Origin of the sequence: Pseudomonas edaphica, assembly GCF_005863185.1 — a bacterium.
In the GTDB taxonomy this organism is placed as follows: domain Bacteria; phylum Pseudomonadota; class Gammaproteobacteria; order Pseudomonadales; family Pseudomonadaceae; genus Aquipseudomonas; species Aquipseudomonas edaphica.
Map to the genome: position 1 here is coordinate 1 of NZ_VBVZ01000053.1, position 18,196 is coordinate 18,196.

Consider the following 18,196-nt stretch of genomic DNA (forward strand, 5'->3'; position numbering starts at 1 on the left):
CCCCAAACCCGGACGCTGAGTTCTTTCAGGAAAACTGCAGTGCCTATACTGGGGCCGCTTCGCGACCCAACGCAGGACAAGCCTGCACGCCACAACAGCCCACTTGCCAATAACCGGTTGTACAGATATCGATGGCCATCGCGGGCAAGCCCCACATTTTTGATCTTCACCACCTCCAGCCCTTGTCTACACTCAATTGCATCCCAGGAGAGTAAGCGCTCGGCAACTCGCCGGCACAGGAGTGCTCGATGTCTCCCCGACTTGGTTCCAGGCAAGGTGGCGCAATCGGCCTGATGGCCGCCGGCGTGTTGGCGGTGGCGCTGGCCTTTACATTGCTGATGATCGACAGCGGCCGCCTGTACCTGGAGAAGCGTAAGCTGCAAGGCGTGGCAGACACGGCGGCGCTGGAAGCGGTGAGCCGCAGCGGCACGTGCCTGAGCGGGTTGAGCGCGGCGGCGTTTGCCGGGCAGAGTGTGGCGCGCAATCATTTTGTGGTGGGCAGCGGCAATACCCTGGTGACCCAATGCGGCACCGTGACCACCGGCGCGTCGGGCCGGCGCATGTTCAGTGCCAACCCTGCAGTGTCATCGGCGATTCAAGTGGTGGTGAGCAAAACCGTGACCACCAGCGTGGCCGCCGGGGTTTGGGCGTTGTTCTCCGGCAATCCGGTGAGCATCAATACCGTATTGACCGCGACCGCCGTAGCGGCGGTGCCCACGCCACCTTCGGCCCAACTGACCATCAACAGCACCCTGGCCAGCGTCAACACCGCAAGTGCGAGCCTGTTGAACCCGCTGTTCAGTGGCTTGCTCGGCGGTAACGTCAACCTGACGGTCGCCGGGTGGAATGGTTTGCTCAATACCAATATCAACCTGCTCAGTTACCTCAACCAACTGGCGGTCAACCTCAACGTGGCCGCCGGTAACTACACCCAGTTGCTCAACACCAACGTCACCGCCGCGCAGTTGATCCAGGCCGCGGTCACCGTACTGACCGCCAACGGCGCAACGGCGGACGTGATCACCGCCCTGGGCAGCTTGCAAGTCGCCGCGATCAACCAGGCACCGTTGACCGTCGGGCAGATTCTGCAATTGCAGACCGGCACCACCGCTGCGGCGCTGAATGCCAACTTGCAGGTGTTCCAACTGATCCAGGGCGTGGTGCAACTGTCCAACAGCAAAAGCGCGGCGGCGGCGACCTTGCCCGTGAGTGTGCTGGGGTTGGCCAATATCACCACTCAGGTCAAAGTGATCGAACCGCCACAGTTGTCAGCGATCGGCAACCCGGTGCTGGCGGCGGCCAACCCTACAGGGCCAAATAAAATTTACGTACGTACCGCCCAGGTGCGCACTGAAGTGACCGTGAGCTTGCCGGTATTAAGTGCGTTGTCGGGGCTGAACACGGCGGTAAACGACTTGTTGGGGCCACTGACGCCGGTGCTCGGCAGCCTGCTGAACCTGAACCTGGTGAGCACGATCAACTCGGCCTTGTGCTTGCTGGGCGCCGGTTGCCAGCAGGCGGATTTGCTGGTGCTACCCGGCAACCTGCCGATTAACATCGTACTGGATGCCGGGGCCGCGAGCAGTTACGTCACCGCCTACAGCTGCCCCACCGGCAACGCGGGCACCAAGAGCCTGACGGCGTACACCACCACCTCGCTGGCGTCGTTGAATGTGGGCAGTATTACCAATGCGTTTTCCACCACCTTGCCGATGACGGTAGCGCCGTTACCCCTGATTGATATTGGCACCAAGACCTGCCACAAGATACTCGGCATCGGCAGCTGTGACCCGCGCGTGCCGTTTGCCGGTGGTGGCATCGCGATCAAGGTGGTCAGTCCGATTGCGCAGAGCAATCAAACCCTGGTGTTCTCCAGTACCACGCCGTTTGCCACGCCGCCGAACGTGGGCCTTGCGCCGACCTATCAGGCTGCGACACCCGCCACCAATGTGGTGAGCAGCCTTTCAACCACGCTCAATGGCGTGGGCATCACGGCTTACCAACCGTCCGGAGGAAGCCCGTTGGGCATTCTGGCGCCTACGGTCACAGCGCTGCTCAGTGGCGTCAGCGCGATTGTCACGCCGGTGGTGGATGGCTTGCTCGGCCCGCTGCTCAACCCGATCCTCAACAACCTGCTGAGTATGCTCGGCATCAGCCTGGTGAATGTGAACGTCGGCGCCAACCTCACCTGTGGCCAGACCGGCGAGGCTTACCTGGTGATTTAAACGTCGATGGCCCTGGGCAGTTCCACGCAGAACCGTGCGCCGTGTTCGCCGTTGCTGACGCTCAGGCGCCCGCCCATGTTCTCGACGATGCCGTAACTCACCGACAAGCCCAACCCGGTGCCCACGCCAATCGGCTTGGTGGTAAAAAACGGCTCGAAGATGCGCTCCAGCAAGCGCGGGTCGATGCCGCCGCCGTTGTCTTCGACCCAGATGCGCACGTGGCGGCTGTCGTGTTCGGTGTGCAGGGCAATCCACGGGCGCAGCTCGGGGTTTTTTTCGCGCTGGCTCAACAGCGCATCGCGGGCGTTGACCATCAGGTTGATCAGCACTTGCTCAAGCTGGTCGACGTAGCCTTTGACCTGCACCGGGATATCCGCCTGGGTCAGGCGCACTTCAACGCCTTTGCCACGCAGGCCTTCACTGAGCAACGACAAGGTGCCCTCCAACGCCTGCGCCGGGTCGAAAGGTTGCTGCTCGACCTCTGAGCGGCGGCCGAACACACGCATATGGTCGACCACCCGCGCCGCACGCTGCACCTGGGCGTCGATGCGCTGGAGTTTTTCGGTCAGGTAGTCGATCTGTACGTCGCCATTGCTCAGGCGCTTGAGCACATTGACGATGGCCATGCGCATCACGTTCAGCGGCTGGTTGATCTCATGGGCCAGGCCCGTGGCCATTTCACCGAGGGTGGCCATTTTCGCGCTTTGCGTCAGTTGCTGCTGGGAGCGCCGCACTTCGGTGTTATCGCGGCCCACGGCCTGCACTTCCACAAGGGTGCCGTGCTCATCAAAGACGCCTCGGTCCGACCACACCCACCAGGCATGTTCGCGGCCGGGCAATTGCAGGCTGATTTCGGCTGTGCTCACCGGGAACTCCGGCGTCAACTGCTGTATGCGCTGCACAAACGCTTCGCGCTGTTCGGTCGACAGCCATTCACCCAGGTTGACCCCGCGCAACTGCGCAGGTAGGCACTCCAGGTAATTGGCCAGCGGCGTGTTGCCGAAGGTCAGGGTCAGGTCCGGGCGGTAGCGGCAGATCATTGCCGGGGAGTCTTCCACAAGGATGCGATAGCGCTCCTCACTGTCCTTGACCTGCTGGGCGGCCAAGGTTGCCTCGGTCACATCCAGCCACAGGCCGACCGCTTCTACCGGCACGCCCAAGTCGTCGCGCAGCAGCTTGGCTTCGTCGAGCAGCCAGTGGTAATCCCCGTGTGTGTCTTGCACGCGGTAACGGCTGCGCACGCTGCCTTCACGCAGCAATTGGCGGGTGCGCTGGAAGTACAGGTCGCGGTCGTCCGGGTGTACCCATTGCACCAGGCTGTCATGGGTGCATTCGGCCAGGGTGCGACCGAGCAAGGGCAGCAGACTGTGACTGAAAAACACCGGCTGCAGCGCGCCATTCACATAGCGCTGCACATAGATCACCGCCGGTGAGCTGGCAATCAGGTTATCCAGGCGGGCGCGGGCGGCATCGGCTTGCAGCTGCTGGTTCTGGATGTCGCTGATGTCGAGCATAAAACCGACCCAGCGCCGCTGTTCACCGGCGCCCAGCACCTGGCCCTGCACGCGATACCAGGTCGGCGCGACGCTGTCGCCACGGTTGAGGCGCGCGCTGGCGAGCAAGGGTTTGCCGAGGGTTTGCAGGTCGCGTAGACGGCTGTGCAGTTCCTGGCGGTCGGCGGGGTGAATGTGGTTCAGCCACGCTTCGAGGGGTTGCCGGGTCGGGCCGTCTTCCGGGTCGAGGTTGCGCATCAATTGGGGGGCGAGCTGGATTTCGCCGCTGGCGGGCAATAACTCAAACCAGCCCGTGCCCAGCAGGCCTTGCAACGCTTCCTGGCGCTCGAGTTGTTGATGGTGACGGTGTTCGCGCAGGCGGCTGAGCAGTGGGGCGGCGAGGGCGGCGGCGAGGTTCAGCCAGTCGCGGTCGTTGCTGTGCAGTTGGCCACTGTACGCGCCGCACAGCAGCCATGCGGCGATGCCTTGGCCATCGCGATAGGGCACAAGGAACCCATCGGCATTGCCGAAAATACTGTGCAAACGCGGGTGCTCGCCGCGCCCATAAGGCGCTTTCAGGCTCAGCGGCGTGGTGCCGTTGAGGCTGTCCAGGCAGGTCCCGAGGCGTTGCCCAGTGTGCCAGAACAACGGTGCATCATGGTTGGCGTACTGGCTGTAGACCCTCCAACCCTGGTCTTCCTGATCGAGCAGCGCCAGGGCCACGCAGGGGATACGCCAGCGCTGCGCCACGCTGCTTAACTGTTCGTTGAACACCTCGGGCAGGCGGCTGAGGCTGCACACGCGCAGTTGTTCACTGACGCGGCTGCTCAATTGGTGGTTCTGTTCGCGCTGCTCGGCCAATTGCCGGCCGCCGAGCAAATCACCAATGTCTACGGCATGCAGCAGCCAGCCATTGTCGTGGGGTTCAAGCGTGCCGCGGGTGTGCAGGGTTTGCCCGGCGATCCCGTGAAAATCCAGGTCGAGGCTGTGGCGCTGCCAGTCGGCGGGCACGCCTTCAACCGTTACGGCGCTATGGGCACTCAGCAGTTCTTGCAAACGCGGCGAGTTAACCAGTGGCGGCAACTGTGGGCGCAACGTGCCGCTGAGGTCGAGCACGCGGCCTTGGCTATCCAGTTGCACATGCAACCCGGCAGACGGCGGCGCGGGCGTGTCGATTTCCAGCGCGCCATTGCGACCGAGCAAGCGCCCGAAAAGTCTGTCCCCCGAAGTCAAAACTGCAGGCTCGACTGGGCCTGCAGAGTTGCCGGTAACTGCGGCACGGTGCCGATGCCCGGCAGGACAATAAAGGGCAGCACCGCCTGGAGGTTGGCCGACGGGTAGTTGATCTGCACCGACAACAGCCCGCTGGTGAAGGTGGTGGTGACTTGGGTGGAAGCGTCGAATTTGTAGGCGTTGGGAATCCACCCCAAACGGTTGGCGACCGCCGTTTTGGCAGTGGCCTGTACGGCGGCGGGGTAGCCTTGCATATTCGGGTCCAGCCCTACGCTCTGGCGCACGGCTTCGGCGGTGGCCTGGTTGAACGACTGCAACAGCAGCAGCGGCAGGCTATAGCTGACCGTGCCGTAGAACACGGCAAAAAAAATCACAAACACGGCAATGAACTCGATGGCTGCCGCGCCTTTTTGCTTTTCCGGGAGGCTTGTTTTCATCACCGCGTCTACCCTGACGGCTACTACTTGATATCAGCATAGAATCAATCGGCGAAAAGGGATGTTTTTTACGTGATCCATAGTGCAGTGGTGCTGTTGTGGTTGGGGCTGTGTGCCGTGCAGGACGTTCGCCAGCGCTTGCTTGCCAATCGCCTGACGCTGGGCGCGGCGTTGTTGGCGTTGATCTACCTCGTGTGGACGGGCAACACCTGGCTCGGCGCCTCCGTCGGGCAGGGGCTGTGGGCGTTTTTCCTGGCGCTGCTGCTGACCTTGCCCGGTTACGCCCTGGGCCGCCTTGGAGCGGGGGATGTAAAGCTGCTCGCGGCCTTGGCGCTGGCCTCCAATGCCGACTATTTGCTGGGTTCATTTGTGGGGGCCGCGATCGCCAATTTGCTGTGGCTATTGGCAGCGCCAAAGCTTTGGCCGCTTATGAGTCAAGGGGTTAAAAAGCATCTGGGTTATCTGGCGCCGGACCCGTCAAGAAAACTGCCGTTTGCGCCGTTTTTACTGGTGGGGTTCGCCGCCACCTGGTTTTGGATCCATTAATCGTCTGAGGGTATTAACGCTATGTACATAGTCGGAAAGTACGTCTACGTTTAATACGTAGATGTACGGGAATATTCGTGGTGAAGGATTAGTCAAACTTTTGGCTTGCAATGCATGGAGTAGCGCGTGAACAAGCTTACCTCTGCAGTAAAAGTGCTCGTGGTCGACGATCAACCGCTGATCGTGGAAGAGCTCTGTGAATTTCTTGAAAGCAGCGGTTTCCGCTGCGTCCCGTGTGAATCCAGCCAGCAGGCCTTGAAGCGTTTTACCGAAGACGCCGAGATTGGCCTGGTGCTGTGCGATCTGCATATGCCGGACATGGACGGCATCGAGTTGGTCCAGGCCCTGCAGAAGGTTGCGGGCAAGCAGCGCGCCTTTGAGGCGATCATGTTGACCGGCCGTGCGGACAAGCAGGATGTGATCAAGGCGCTGCGTGCGGGGATCGCGGATTACTACCAGAAGCCAATCAACCTCGATGAGCTGCTCGAAGGCTTGCAGCGCCAGGAAGCGGCGTTGGAGGAGCGCAAGAAAGAGCTGCAACTGGGGCACTTGAACCAGAAGCTGCAATTTCTTTCCGAGTCCATCAACGACCTGTACCAGGACCTCGACAAAGCACGCCGCAGCCCGCCAGGGCATGAGAATGACGAGGCGTCGGCCGAGGAGGCCGGGCCGGTGGAGATTCCGGCGATCTTCAACCAACTGTCGCCACGTCAGCTGGATGTTGCGCGGCTGGTGGGCAAGGGGCAGACCAATTATCAGATTGCCTGTGAGCTGGGCATTACCGAGAACACCGTGAAGCTGTATGTGTCCCAGGTGCTGCGCCTGACGCACATGCATAACCGCACGCAGTTGGCGCTGGCGTTGTCGCCTAACAACTCGGCGATGCGCCAGCGAGTCACCGCCCACTGAGTGGGAGCGGGCTTGCTGTGGCGAGGGAGCTTGCTCCCGTTGACTGCGCAGCAGTCTCCGGCTTTTTTGGGGGCGCTTCGCACCCCAGCGCAAGCAAGCTTGCTCGCCACAGAAAGCCCGATTGTGTCTGAATGATCGTTCCCACGCTCTGCGTGGGAATGCCGCCCAGGACGCTCCGCGTCCTGTTGTCAGTTACCGCCCTGGGCTGTCCCGCCCGCCTTCTGATCGAAGTACTCCGGAATCGGGTGCTTGTAGCTTTCCAGCAAGCGTTGCGCCGCCAGGTCACGCTCGGCGGCTGAGGCTTTTTGCTGGGTGCTTGAGGCCGCTTTCCCGCTGGACTGCAAGGTCAGCCAGCTTTCGGTCACCGCCTGCTGCGGCGATGACGGGCCGGGCTCAATGGCCATGACACTGAGGGGCAGTGCCAGTACGGCGAGGCTGGTGAGATATAGCATTTTCATGATCAATTCCTCGGGGTGCTTGCGGCATCACTCATGGTAGCCACCTGGTCTTTGACCTTGGCGACGGGAACGCTGGCGCCTTTGAGTTTCTCGGCGCGGGCCTGGGCGTCGGTAACTTGTTCAGGGCTCAGGTTCATTTGGCTGGCCACCTGCGCGGCCTGCTTCCAGTTGTCCTGATAGATCATCAGGGTCACCAGATTGATCGCCGCCAGCGGGTCGCTCTGCTTGAGCTCCATGGCAGTCATGAACTCGAAGCGTGCGTCTTCCAGGCGCAGTTGGTTGAGGTACACCACGCCCAGGTCATTGCGGATTTTTTCATCCGTCGGCGCCAACCGGGCCGCGCGTTGCAAGTGCGCCATGGCTTGGCCGTTGTCGCCCTTGGCTGAGGCCAACTGGCCCAGGCCGTGTTCGCCTTCAGCCGCCATGCAGGTGCCGATCAGGCTTTGATAAAGCGGCTGTGCCTCGCTACGCCCGAGCAGACGATACGCCTTGGCCTGGCGCAGGCGCACCTGGGGCAGGTTGGCCGGCAGGCTCTGCAGGTTCGCCAGGCTGGCGTGCAGCTTGCCGTCGCCGGCCATTTCATCGGCCAGGTTCAGCGCCAGTTCCTGGTCCGACCCTGGTTTGGGGCAACTGCCGCCCGCTGTCAGGGCCGCCCACGGCGTTTGGCCGTTGGTGGCACAACCCCCGAGAAGCAACAGGCTCAAACCGGCTATCAAGGCTTTCATCGGGCGGTCCTCATAAGTTACTCAAGGCCCGGGAGATGCCGATGAACGCCGGCCCCCCGAGCACGATCAGCAGGGCGGGAAACAGGAACACCATCATCACCACCGACATCTTTGCCGACATCTTCGACACGAATTCCTGAATGCGCGTGAGGCGGCGGTCGTCGAGCAATTGCTTGAGCGCCAGCAGCGATTTCATCGCACCGCCGCCTTGCTGCACCAGTTGCTGGAGGATGGTGCAGGTGTCGGTGAATTCATCCACGGCCAGCATCCGTGCGGTCTTGCCCAGTTCTTCGCTCAGCTCCAGGCCGGAGTCGACACGCGTCAGGATCAGGCGCAGTTCATAAGTCAGGTCCGGCAGCAGGCGCTGCGCTTCAATGCTCAGCACGCGCAGCGCTTGTTCAACCGCCATGCCGGACTCGAACAGGATGCGCAGCAGCGGAATGAAGGTCGAGACCTCACGGGAAATGCGCTGCTGACGCGCCTTGGCGGCCCAGGCCAGGATGCGTTTGGGCAACAGGTAACCGATGCCCATACCGATTGCGGGCGCCAGCCACGGCGAGGCCGTGTGGGGAAACAGCAGCTCCTGGCCCAACAGCACCACGCCTAGCGCCACTAGCGGCGTGCCGACCTGAAGGGCGGCGAACATGGAACGTTGGCTGGCCTGGCGCCAACCGACGCGGCTGAGCAGCAGTTGGGTTTCGTTGTCCAGACTGACCGAGCGTTGCGCGATAGGGCTGTTGCCCAATTGGCGCATCAACGTATTGAGCGTGCGTTCACGGCCCATCTGGCCCTGCAAGCGCTGGGCGACCAGGCGCTGGCCGCGCCGGTGTTTGAGCAGGTTGGCCAGCACCAGCGCCAGGGCGGCCAGGAGCATTACGGCGCTGATCAGCAGTGGGATAGCCATCTCATACACTCCGCAGCATGCGCCACAAGGTGAAGCAGCCCAGCAGTTGCATGCCGAGTGCCACGAACAACAGCGTGCGCCCGGTGCCGTCGTTCCACATGGTCATCAGGTATGCCGGGTTCACCACCAGGAAGTAGCCGATCATCGAGATGGGCAGGGCGCCGAGCACGTAGGCGGTCACGCGGGTTTCGCCGGTCAGGGCGCGCAACTGGCGGGCGGCCTGCTCGCGCTCGCGGATCATCTTGATCAGGTTTTCCAACAGTTCGCTGGCATTGCCGCCATAGCGATGGTTGATCTTCAAGCCCAGCGCAAACAGGCGAAACTCATCACGCTCGTAGAACTCGGCAAAGTCGTGGGTCGACTCCGGCAGGCTTACGCCCAACTGCACATTGCGCTGGATACGGCCCATGGCCTGTTGCAGCGGGTCTTCGGTGATCTCGATACCGCCCAGCACCGAGTCGGCCAGGGTGCGCCCGGCCTTGAGGCTGCGCACGGTGTGGTCGAGCAATTGCGGCAGCTGTTCGATCATGCGCTTGATGCGCCGCTGGTAGCGCCAGGCGATGTACAGGCGCAGCAGCACCGGCGGCAGCACCAGCATCACCAGCAGGCCGAGCCAGCCGGCCACCAGCAGCCCCAACGCCACGCCCAGGGCCCAGATCGCCAGCCACAGGCCCAGGCTGTCCGTGGGTTTGCCCAGGCCTGCGCGCAGGAACATCCGTTCCACGCCACTCCACTGGTTGGCTTCTTCGGTGAGCTGCGGCTGGCCCTCGGCGAGCCGGCTCAGTACCCGCTCGGTCTGGGCACGGCGCAGGCCGTTCTGAAAGGAGCGGATCGACAGGCCGATCAGGATCAAACAGATAAGTAGCAGGATGGCCCCGGTCATGGTCATGTCCCTTTCAAGGCTAAGCCGGTTCGCGGCGCAGTTTATCGCCGGCAGGGTTGACCGCCTCGCGCAAGAAGCCGAAGCCAGTGCGCCGGTCATGGCGGAACAGGGTATTGGTCACGTACACGTCTTCGCGGATACCCACCACCTCCACCACTTCGCTGACGCAACGACGCCCGTCCGGCAAACGGGTCAACTGGATCACCACATCGAGCGCCGCGCAGATCATTTGCCGCAGGGTTTTCTCCGCCACCACACGGCCGGTCAAACCCACCAGGGTTTCCAGACGCAGCAATGCATCGGCAGCGTTGTTGGCGTGCACGGTACTCATGGAACCGTCGTGGCCGGTGTTCATGGCGGTGAGTACATCAAGCACTTCCACGCCACGGATCTCACCAAGGATGATGCGGTCGGGGCGCATCCGCAGGGCGTTGCGAATCAGGTCGCTGGCCTTGACCTCGCCGTGGCCCTCGGCATTCGGCGGGCGGGTTTCCAGGCGCACCACGTGGGGGTGGCCCAATTGCAACTCGGCCACGTCTTCGATGGTGACCAGGCGTTCATGGGGGTTGATCAGTTGGCTGAGAATATTGAGCAGCGTAGTTTTACCGGTGCCGGTACCGCCGCTGATCAGGATATTGCAGCGCTTGCCCACGGCTTCCTGGAAGAAGTCAAAGATGTTCTGGTCGATGGTCTGCATCGCCACCAGGTCGCTGCTTTTGAGCATGTCCTTGCGAAACTTACGAATCGACAGGCACGGCCCATCCAGGGCAATCGGCGGGATGATTGCATTGACCCGGCTGCCATCCGGCAGGCGTGCGTCGACCATCGGCGACGATTCATCCAGGCGCCGACCCAGCGGTGCGAGGATGCGTTGCATCACGCGTTCAACGTGGTGCGAATCGATAAAGCGCAGGTCGCTTTGATGCAGCAAACCGTCACGTTCGATAAACACCCGGTGCGGGCCGTTGACCAGGATTTCGGTCACTGACGGGTCGCGCAGCAGCACTTCCAGCGGGCCGAAACCGGTCAGTTCATCGACGATCTCTTCGGCCAGGCGCTCCATCTCATAACGGGAAATCGCCAGGTGCATGCGGTTGATGTATTCGGCCACTTTGTCGATGACAAACTGCGCCAACAGCGGGCGTGAACCCTCCAGCAAGTTTTTGCCTGACTCCTCGATGGCATCGATGATGTAGCGATGCAGCACCAGCTTGAGCCCGTCGTGGTCAGTGTTGCCACCGAGGCCGCGAGCGGGGGCGCCGAAGAGTTTTTCACCGTTCATTTGCCAGCCCTCAGCAGGCGTTCAAACCAGGTGTGCGAGGGTTGCTTCATGCCTTCGGAGCGCTTTGCCAGGCGCTCGCCCAAAGCTTTGAGGTTGTGGGTCAGGGTTTCGCGTGGGGCCAGGGCGAACAGGGTTTGCCCTTGGTTCTTGGCATTCAGGCGCACCTCCGGGCTCAGCGGCAGCACCGCGATCACCTCCAGCCCATAGCTTTTGCCCAGGGCTTCGGCGTCGGGCGCGCAACCTTTGATGTAGCGGTCGACCAGCAGCTTGGCGTGTTCCAGCTTCATGCCTTTTTCGCGCCACTGGTTCAGCACGCCGAGGTTGCGACGGCAGTCCAGCACACTCTGGTCGGTGCACCACAACAGCTTGTCGCAATGGCTGACAAAGGTGCGCAGCGCTTCGCTGTCGGGCTGGCCGGCGAGGTTCACCACGATGTGCTGGAAGTGTTGGCGCAAGGCACTGAGCAGCATGTACAGCTCGGCCGCGCTGGTCTGTGCCAGGGGCTCGTCGTTGGGGGCGTAGGCGAGGATGCGCAGGCCCTCTTCGGCGCAGGTAAACGCGCTGTTGATCAAGGTGCTGTCCAGGCGCCTGAGGTGGCGCAAGGCATCGCCGAAATTGAACGAGCTTTCCAGCCCCAGCAACGCCAGGCTGTCACCGCGCGGCAGGCCCAGGTCTAGCAACAGGGTTTGCTGGCCGCTCTTTTGCACCACCAGCGCCAAGTGGCTGGTCAGCAATGCGCCGTCGGCATTGCTCTGGGTGCCGTAGAGCACGGTCAGGCCACCCAGTTGGGTGTTGGTGGTCACCGGCGGCAGGCGTTTGCTCAGGCGACGTACCAGCCCGGCGACTTCGCTGGAGCGTGAGCCATAGGCGACAAAATCGCGGGCGCCGGCGCGCATGGCATTGAGTACAAGCTGGTTGTCCATGCCATCGCCGAGGGCGACGATGGCGAGCATCGGCTTGGCCTCCAGCGCGCCTTCGATCAGCGCGCTTTGGGCCACCACGTGTTCGCGGTCGAGGCCGATAAACACCAGGTTGGCGAAGGTCACGTCCACCAGCGCGAGCAGCTCGTCGAGGGTGCCGCTGCCGGCGCTGACCACTTGGCCAAGCGGTGCCAGCGCGCCCTGCAGCCATTCCAGGTCGGTGCTGTTGCGGGTGATTGCCAGAAACGTCTGGCTCAGGCTATCGCTCATTGAGACAACCCATTGAGTCGGTCGAAATTGCCGTTTTCCAGGAAGTACAGGCGGTACCAGTTCGGGTCGTAGTTGCGCAGCTTCTCGCCGGGCAAGGACGGCAGTTGGGCGTTGGCGGCCAGCGGCTGCACCAGGTGCGGGGTGACGATCATCAGCAGCTCTTTGTCCTGGCGGTTGACCGAGGAATCACGAAAGAACGCACCGAGAATCGGGATATCGCCCAGGCCTGGAAACTTGCTGATATTGGTGGTGTTGGTGCTGCTGATCAGGCCGCTGATCACGAAACTTTCGCCGTCGGCCAGTGACACGCTGGTGTCGGTGCGGCGGATGGTCAGGGCCGGCACCTGGATGTTTTGAATGACCACGGCATTGGTGTAGTCCAGCTCGCTGACTTCGGGTGCCACCTTGAGGGAGATGCGATTGTGGTCGATCACCGTTGGCGTGAGTGTCAGGCGAATGCCGAACTCTTTGTACTCGATCGAGATGTTGTTGCTGGCGCTGCTGGGCACCGGGATCGGTACTTCGCCGCCGGCCAGGAAAGTCGCACTTTGCCCACTCATGGCTACCAGGCTTGGACGCGCCAGGGTGTAGGCAAAACCACTGCTTTCCAGGGCATTGATCAGGGCAGAAACCCGCCCGCCGCCAAAGCCGATATTAAAGTTGGTGGTGCTCACCGGCAGCTTGAACGTGTCGACGGTAGGCGAGAGCAATTTGGGGCTGCCGAGGAAAAAGTTGCTGCCGATGCCGAGGATCTTGGTGCTGGCTTCCTTGAGTTTGGAGCGGCTGACTTCGACGAAGCGGATATCGGTCTGTACCTGGCTGGGCAGCGTCGGGTCTTCTGACGGCGACAGCGACAGGCTGGTCAATGCCGAGGTAGCCTTGCCTTTGACGAACACCATGCTCTGGCGCGGCGTGTTCGAACAGGCGGTCCAGACCATCAGGCTGGTGGTGCCGGAGGCCACGCCGGTGAGCAGGAAACCGCGATCGCCATTGAGGTGTACGTCGGCAATTTTCGGGTCGCCAATGGCCAAGCGTGTGATGGCGACAGGGGATTGCAGCTCCTGTTGCAGGCCCTCGCCCACCGACAGTGCTGCGGGTAATTGGCCCAGGCTGCCGCAGTTGCCCGTTGCGGCTGCAACGAGCCCCACAGACAAGTTCGACAGCATCAGGGCACAGGCGATTTTCAGCGTGAACACCGGTGCGAAACGTCGGTTCATGCACAGCATCCTTGTTCAGTCGGGTGTTTGTTGGGTTGCTTGATTACCGCGTATCACCTCAACACCGGTGCGGCGCGCGGGGCCACCCTGGGCGACTTTTTTGGGCGCCTGGACGAAGGCCAGTTGGGTGAATTGGTAGAGGTCGCGGTTAGCGCTTTGCAGCTTGCCCGGTGCATCGCTCTCACCGGCCCAGTAGTGGCTCAGCAAGCGTTCATCGGCGCTGCGCACCGCCAGGCGCAAGGTGCCGGCCTGGGTCGCCAGCATCAGTTGGCTCAGCAGTTGTTCGGGCACGGCCAGCACCACGGTGCGAGAGGGGGCATGGCGTTGGGCTTTTTCTTCGGCGGTCATTGCTGGTGGTGAAGCGGGAACGCCGTCGTTGGTCAGGCCCATTTGATCGCCGACACTGAGCAGGCGCATGGCAGGGATCACCACTTGAGCGGATTGTTCGACGTTGGCGACGTCCTGGCGCAGGTACAGCAACACGTCCACATAGTCGCCTGGGCTCAGTTGGCCGGCAGCGCCAATCACTTCATCGACGGCAACCGCGAGGGCGCGTTCGTTGGGGCGGATCATGCGGGCCAGTGGGCCACCGGGGCTGAAGCTCTCATCGTTGAGCCAGGTGCCGGCCTGCAAGGCGCGCCATGGTGTGCGGCCGATGGCCTGGTCAACACTGGTCATACTGCCCGCTGGCGCTGTGCGCAGTTTTTCGATGCTCAGGTCTGCGGCGGTCAGGGCAATAAAGGGCGGTACATCGTGGGCCAGCACCACCACCGATTGGCGGGTCTGGTCCTCGACCACGGCGACGGCTTTTTCTACCGGTGCGGTAGGCGGTGGTGGCGGCGCCGGGGCAGGTTCGCGGCTGAGCACCAACCCCCAATAACCGGCAAACAGCGCACCGACCAAGAGCACACCGGCAAGTACCATGCTGAGACGCGTGTTCATGACGGCTCTCCTTTTCCTGTTGCACCAAAACCCGTCGATCCCAACAGGCTAATTCCGCAACTCGGCTGCTATGAACAGTGACTAACTATTTCGCTATTTGAAGGTAGTTCAGCTAGGACAAAATGCCATTACTGACAGAAAGATTTCTTCGTGGCGCGCCTCGATAGCCTTGAAAACAAGGGATTCAGGCGCCAGCAAAACGACCACTACTTTGTGATTAATCAGTTCTTACAGTTGTGAGGGTGGGGTTTGTTGACAATGCTCAGGTGGCACATGGCAATTACTGTGCAGCACCGAGCTAGGGCGTCTGGTCGCCCATAGGAGTAGTACGATGATCCTCGAACTGTTGATTAAACTCCATGTTCAACTTCAGCTACTTTTTCATCGCAAAGAGGGCGCGACCGCGATTGAGTACCTCATTCTCGTGGCGATTGTAGCATTGGTGATACTGGCAGCCGGGACGACGCTGGGGCCTCAGATTACGGCCTTCTTTGCCAGAATTCAGGCGGCGATCACCGCGTTGTGAGTTTGGGACGGCCTGCTGTTGATTTCAGATGGTTTTGAGTGGTGACATCAGGTAGTGCCCATGAATGCTGCAGCTGTACCTTTCCGTCAACAAATCCTGTTGGTGGACGACGAAGAAGATGCCCTCGTAGAACTGGCGGAGTCGCTGGAGAACGAGGGCTTCGTTTGTTTTACCGCCAGCTCTGTGACTTACGCATTGCAGGAACTGACGCTGAATCCTGACATTGCCCTGGTTATCACTGACCTGCGTATGCCAGAGGAGAGTGGGATATCGTTGATCAAGCGCTTGCGTGAGCACACGGATCGTCAGCATTTGCCGGTGATTGTGATGTCTGGGCATGCGGAGATGGATGATGTGAGTGACATGCTGCGGTTGCAGGTGTTGGATTTGTTTCGCAAGCCCATTTATCTGGTGCGCTTGATTGATACGCTTAACAGTCTTTTTCCTTTGCGCAAGTCTCGGTTGTAGCGGGGGTTGTTGAGTACATATCCGTTGCTGCGGTAACGGCGGCCTATGGTTCCGCTCTTACAGCGGGTCACTTTTGGCAAACGCCCCAAAAGTAACCAAAAGGTCTTCGCCCCACCACTCGGCACCTCGCTTAGGCTCGGTGTGCCCTCACTCCGGCTTGAATCCGTGGGCCGCCGCGATGGGCCATCCTTGGCCAAGCGCGGCTAACCCGGCGTCCTGCCGGGTTACCCACAGATTCAAGCCTGCGTTCGGCCATCGTGGTTAACGGGGCGTCTCAGATCAAAAGCAAGATCAAAAGCAGAGCACGGCGGCCTGAAAGCCGACCTGAGTGGTTGAAGCAAAAGCCAGATCAAGTGCAAAGCCAAAGCCTATCTACTTGATACAACTCGGTCTGAATGTGGGAGCGCATGCAGTTTTGAATATGAGGTCGGCTGCGGATTTGCATACACTGAAGAGCTGCTTTTCTGTGGGAGCTGGCTTGCCTGCGATGCAGACACCTCGGTACATCAGGCACACCGAGTTGATGCCATCGCAGGCAAGCCAGCTCCCACATTAGACCGAGTATGGATTTGCTGTTGCTCCGGCTCTTACATCCTTTTCGCTGGCGAAGTCAGCGGTCTTTTGATCTGCGCTTTTGATCGTGATCTTGATCTGAAATCGCCCCGTCAAACACGATGGCCGGAATCTGACAGGGATTTGGGGGGTAAACCGGCAGGGATGCCGGTTTAGCCGCGCTGGGCCAAGGATGGCCCATCGCGGCGGCCCCCCAAATCACTGTCGGATTGCGGGCATGCCGAGCCTAAGCGAGGCACCGAGTGTTGGGGCGAAGACCTTTTGCTTACTTTTGGGTCTTTCCAAAAGTGAGCCGCTGTAAGAGCGGAACCATAAGCAGCCATCACCCAAATAACGGATATGTACTCCGCAGCCCCGCAGCCTCCCACAAACCTCACAACTGATAACTGAAACTCAAGGTATACCGCGGCCGCCGGTTAAAGCTGTCCAGGGCGATGTCCGACATCGGCTTGGCCGCTTCCAGGGCGATGTTGTAGTACTTGTTGTCGCCGAAGCGCAGGCCCACGGCCGCCGAGGACATGTCGTTGCCTTTGACCGGCAGTTCGTTGAACCAGGTCTTGGCGCGGTCAAGCACCACATACGGTTGCAGAATCTTCACCCAGTCGCCAGCGCGGTTGAAGCTGTAGTTGACCTCATACGCCACGCCCCAGCCCTTGTCGCCCGAAGCTTGATCATCGGGGTAGCCACGGCCGAAGTTCTGCCCGCCAAAGGTGGCGCGCTCGCTGTCGGGCAAGGTGGCGTCGCTCCAGTAGAACGCACCCGAAAGCACGCCTTGCCAGTTGTCGAAGAACTTGTCGCTCTGCACACCGGAAAGGCGCAGGCGGAAGAAGTCCAGATCAGGTTTAGCCGTGCCCAGGTCGCTGTGGGCTCTGGCACCCAGGCCGTTGATGCCTTGGTACAGGCCGGCGCTGAGGATGCGCAACTGGCGGGTGTCGGACTTGCGCCAGTCACCCTCGAACGCAAGGGCGCGCAGGTCGCTTTCGATGTCGAAACGGTTGGGGTAGCCCACGAGTTGATAGCGCGTGGTCTGGTCCACCGCATACAGGCGTGTGGCCAGGGTCAGCGACTCATTGGGTGAGGCAATCAGCGGGTGGCTGAGGCCAATGGTGTAGCGGTCGATCGACTGGTGCGGCTTGAGCTCGAAGCCGCCGTCCAGCTGGATATTGCTTTTGGGGTCGGCGCGATAACGCTCGGCGCCCAGTATCAACTGGCTGCCCTCGGCATTGATGAATTGGCTGTAGCCCACGCGGTAGTAATGTTCTTTGTCGTCACCCGGCGGGAACAGGCCGCTGACGTAAAGCTGCTCGCCCATGGACGTCTGGGAATTGCTGGTGGCGGTGAGCAACGCTTGGGTGCCGTTACGGTTGTTATCGACCAGGCTCATGCTGGTGGTAAACGGTTTGCGCGAGGCTTCGATCTTCATGTGCGTGGCGCCATCGGTAGTGCCCGGCGGCGGCACTTGCGCCTGCAGGGTCACGCCGGGAATACGCCCCATCAGCGTGGTATAGCGCTCGAACGTCTTGCGCGTGAGCGGTCGCTCGGCCAGCAGTTTGTTAGCCAGCTTGTCGACGTAGGCCGAGACTGAGCCGATGTCGCCGCTTTGCTCGTAATCCTTGATGTAACCCTCCACTAATACCACGCGCACCAGGCCGTTTTCGAAGCTCTGTTGCGGCAGGAACGCGTAGGACAACAGGTAGCCGTCCTGCTGGTAGCGACGCGTGATCGTGCGGGTGGCTTCGATCAGTTGCGCGAGGTTGGTCTCACGGCCAATCAGGGGCGCATAGGCCTTGGCTGTTTCGTCCAGCGGGTAGATCGTACCGCCCTCGATCTGCAGCTTGCGGATGGTGACTTTGGTGTCCATCAGCAACGGCTGGTTCTGGGTGGCAGGCGCTTGCGGCAACTGGGTCTGGGGTGTGGTCGGCCGATAAGCGTCGGCGGGCAGGTTGGGCACCGGCAAGTTGCGGATGGTGTCGTTGCTGTTGAGGAAGCTGGGAAGGGTCTCGGCCTGAACGTAAGCACTGAGGGTGAGCAATAACAACGGCGTCAACACGCGCATAGGACACTCCATGGTCAAACTGCAGCAGCGTTTCGGGCCCGCCGGGTTCTGGGACGCGGTTCGGGAGGGCCAGGTTTTTTAGATAAGACCGGCCCATAAAAAAGACGAGAGACTTATAAGGGTCTCTCG

Annotated in this window: 16 protein-coding genes; 5 read left to right on the forward strand and 11 right to left on the reverse strand. The window is 61.3% G+C overall.

The genetic code is table 11. From position 1 onward, the window contains the following. The first annotated feature begins 248 nt into the window (after positions 1-248). On the forward strand, positions 249-2,225 hold the full coding sequence (locus FEM54_RS05715; RefSeq protein ID WP_138449921.1) for a pilus assembly protein TadG-related protein: 1,977 nt from the start codon (positions 249-251) through the stop codon (positions 2,223-2,225). Here the strand turns inward: FEM54_RS05715 and FEM54_RS05720 are convergent. Continuing rightward, the gene (locus FEM54_RS05720) at positions 2,222-4,951 is read right to left on the reverse strand and encodes a PAS domain-containing sensor histidine kinase (protein ID WP_099548146.1); all 2,730 of its coding nucleotides are present in this window, start codon (positions 4,949-4,951) and stop codon (positions 2,222-2,224) included. The genes FEM54_RS05715 and FEM54_RS05720 overlap by 4 nt on opposite strands. Further along, positions 4,948-5,388 (reverse strand): TadE/TadG family type IV pilus assembly protein, encoded by a 441-nt coding sequence (locus tag FEM54_RS05725; protein ID WP_017136727.1) that lies wholly within the window; start codon positions 5,386-5,388, stop codon positions 4,948-4,950. The genes FEM54_RS05720 and FEM54_RS05725 overlap by 4 nt, the downstream gene beginning before the upstream one ends. A 72-nt stretch (positions 5,389-5,460) precedes the next feature. On the opposite strand from FEM54_RS05725, the gene FEM54_RS05730 reads away from it, so the two are divergent. Further along, positions 5,461-5,934, forward strand: a complete 474-nt coding sequence (locus FEM54_RS05730; RefSeq protein WP_138449923.1) for a prepilin peptidase — start codon at positions 5,461-5,463, stop codon at positions 5,932-5,934. A 126-nt stretch (positions 5,935-6,060) separates the two neighbouring features. Next, the gene (locus tag FEM54_RS05735) at positions 6,061-6,843 is read left to right on the forward strand and encodes a response regulator transcription factor (RefSeq protein WP_017136725.1); all 783 of its coding nucleotides are present in this window, start codon (positions 6,061-6,063) and stop codon (positions 6,841-6,843) included. Positions 6,844-7,031: 188 nt separating this feature from the next. Here FEM54_RS05735 and FEM54_RS05740 read toward each other — a convergent pair whose 3' ends face one another. From FEM54_RS05740 to cpaB, 8 genes are read right to left on the reverse strand one after another with little or no spacing between them, the layout of a single operon-like run. Further along, positions 7,032-7,301 (reverse strand): DUF3613 domain-containing protein, encoded by a 270-nt coding sequence (locus tag FEM54_RS05740; RefSeq protein ID WP_138449925.1) that lies wholly within the window; start codon positions 7,299-7,301, stop codon positions 7,032-7,034. A gap of 2 nt (positions 7,302-7,303) precedes the next feature. Beyond that, positions 7,304-8,026 carry a tetratricopeptide repeat protein gene (locus tag FEM54_RS05745; RefSeq protein WP_017136723.1) on the reverse strand — a complete coding sequence of 241 codons (723 nt, stop codon included), beginning with the start codon at positions 8,024-8,026 and terminating at the stop codon, positions 7,304-7,306. Positions 8,027-8,036: 10 nt separating this feature from the next. Continuing rightward, a complete protein-coding gene (locus tag FEM54_RS05750; protein ID WP_017136722.1) occupies positions 8,037-8,930 on the reverse strand; it encodes a type II secretion system F family protein in 894 nt (297 codons plus the stop codon). A gap of 1 nt (position 8,931) precedes the next feature. Then, complete coding sequence (locus FEM54_RS05755) at positions 8,932-9,813, reverse strand: type II secretion system F family protein (protein ID WP_026013678.1); 882 nt, start codon at positions 9,811-9,813, stop codon at positions 8,932-8,934. 19 nt (positions 9,814-9,832) lie between these two features. Next, positions 9,833-11,095 (reverse strand): TadA family conjugal transfer-associated ATPase, encoded by a 1,263-nt coding sequence (locus FEM54_RS05760; RefSeq protein WP_017136720.1) that lies wholly within the window; start codon positions 11,093-11,095, stop codon positions 9,833-9,835. Next, positions 11,092-12,285, reverse strand: a complete 1,194-nt coding sequence (locus FEM54_RS05765) for a CpaE/TadZ family protein (protein WP_138449927.1) — start codon at positions 12,283-12,285, stop codon at positions 11,092-11,094. The genes FEM54_RS05760 and FEM54_RS05765 overlap by 4 nt, the downstream gene beginning before the upstream one ends. Beyond that, positions 12,282-13,502 carry a type II and III secretion system protein family protein gene (locus FEM54_RS05770; protein ID WP_138449929.1) on the reverse strand — a complete coding sequence of 407 codons (1,221 nt, stop codon included), beginning with the start codon at positions 13,500-13,502 and terminating at the stop codon, positions 12,282-12,284. Before FEM54_RS05770 ends, FEM54_RS05765 begins: the two co-directional genes overlap by 4 nt. Positions 13,503-13,517: 15 nt before the next feature. Next, the gene (cpaB, locus tag FEM54_RS05775) at positions 13,518-14,444 is read right to left on the reverse strand and encodes a Flp pilus assembly protein CpaB (RefSeq protein WP_099488030.1); all 927 of its coding nucleotides are present in this window, start codon (positions 14,442-14,444) and stop codon (positions 13,518-13,520) included. Between the two features lie 331 nt (positions 14,445-14,775). Between cpaB and FEM54_RS05780 the strand changes: the two genes are divergently transcribed. Beyond that, positions 14,776-14,970: a Flp family type IVb pilin gene (locus tag FEM54_RS05780; protein WP_017136716.1), complete on the forward strand. Its 195-nt coding sequence runs from the start codon at positions 14,776-14,778 to the stop codon at positions 14,968-14,970. 60 nt (positions 14,971-15,030) lie between these two features. Further along, on the forward strand, positions 15,031-15,438 hold the full coding sequence (locus tag FEM54_RS05785; RefSeq protein ID WP_017136715.1) for a response regulator: 408 nt from the start codon (positions 15,031-15,033) through the stop codon (positions 15,436-15,438). Between the two features lie 946 nt (positions 15,439-16,384). Here FEM54_RS05785 and FEM54_RS05795 read toward each other — a convergent pair. Next, positions 16,385-18,067 carry a ShlB/FhaC/HecB family hemolysin secretion/activation protein gene (locus tag FEM54_RS05795; RefSeq protein ID WP_017134701.1) on the reverse strand — a complete coding sequence of 561 codons (1,683 nt, stop codon included), beginning with the start codon at positions 18,065-18,067 and terminating at the stop codon, positions 16,385-16,387. Positions 18,068-18,196 lie beyond the last annotated feature (129 nt).

Coding starts and splice junctions, on each gene's coding strand:
- FEM54_RS05715 (WP_138449921.1), top strand. CDS start 249: ATGTCTCCCCGACTTGGTTCCAGGCAAGGTGGCGCAATCGGCCTGATG.
- FEM54_RS05725 (WP_017136727.1), bottom strand. CDS start 5,388: ATGAAAACAAGCCTCCCGGAAAAGCAAAAAGGCGCGGCAGCCATCGAG.
- FEM54_RS05740 (WP_138449925.1), bottom strand. CDS start 7,301: ATGAAAATGCTATATCTCACCAGCCTCGCCGTACTGGCACTGCCCCTC.
- FEM54_RS05745 (WP_017136723.1), bottom strand. CDS start 8,026: ATGAAAGCCTTGATAGCCGGTTTGAGCCTGTTGCTTCTCGGGGGTTGT.
- FEM54_RS05750 (WP_017136722.1), bottom strand. CDS start 8,930: ATGGCTATCCCACTGCTGATCAGCGCCGTAATGCTCCTGGCCGCCCTG.
- FEM54_RS05755 (WP_026013678.1), bottom strand. CDS start 9,813: ATGACCGGGGCCATCCTGCTACTTATCTGTTTGATCCTGATCGGCCTG.
- FEM54_RS05760 (WP_017136720.1), bottom strand. CDS start 11,095: ATGAACGGTGAAAAACTCTTCGGCGCCCCCGCTCGCGGCCTCGGTGGC.
- FEM54_RS05765 (WP_138449927.1), bottom strand. CDS start 12,285: ATGAGCGATAGCCTGAGCCAGACGTTTCTGGCAATCACCCGCAACAGC.
- FEM54_RS05770 (WP_138449929.1), bottom strand. CDS start 13,502: ATGAACCGACGTTTCGCACCGGTGTTCACGCTGAAAATCGCCTGTGCC.
- cpaB (WP_099488030.1), bottom strand. CDS start 14,444: ATGAACACGCGTCTCAGCATGGTACTTGCCGGTGTGCTCTTGGTCGGT.
- FEM54_RS05780 (WP_017136716.1), top strand. CDS start 14,776: ATGATCCTCGAACTGTTGATTAAACTCCATGTTCAACTTCAGCTACTT.
- FEM54_RS05785 (WP_017136715.1), top strand. CDS start 15,031: ATGAATGCTGCAGCTGTACCTTTCCGTCAACAAATCCTGTTGGTGGAC.
- FEM54_RS05795 (WP_017134701.1), bottom strand. CDS start 18,067: ATGCGCGTGTTGACGCCGTTGTTATTGCTCACCCTCAGTGCTTACGTT.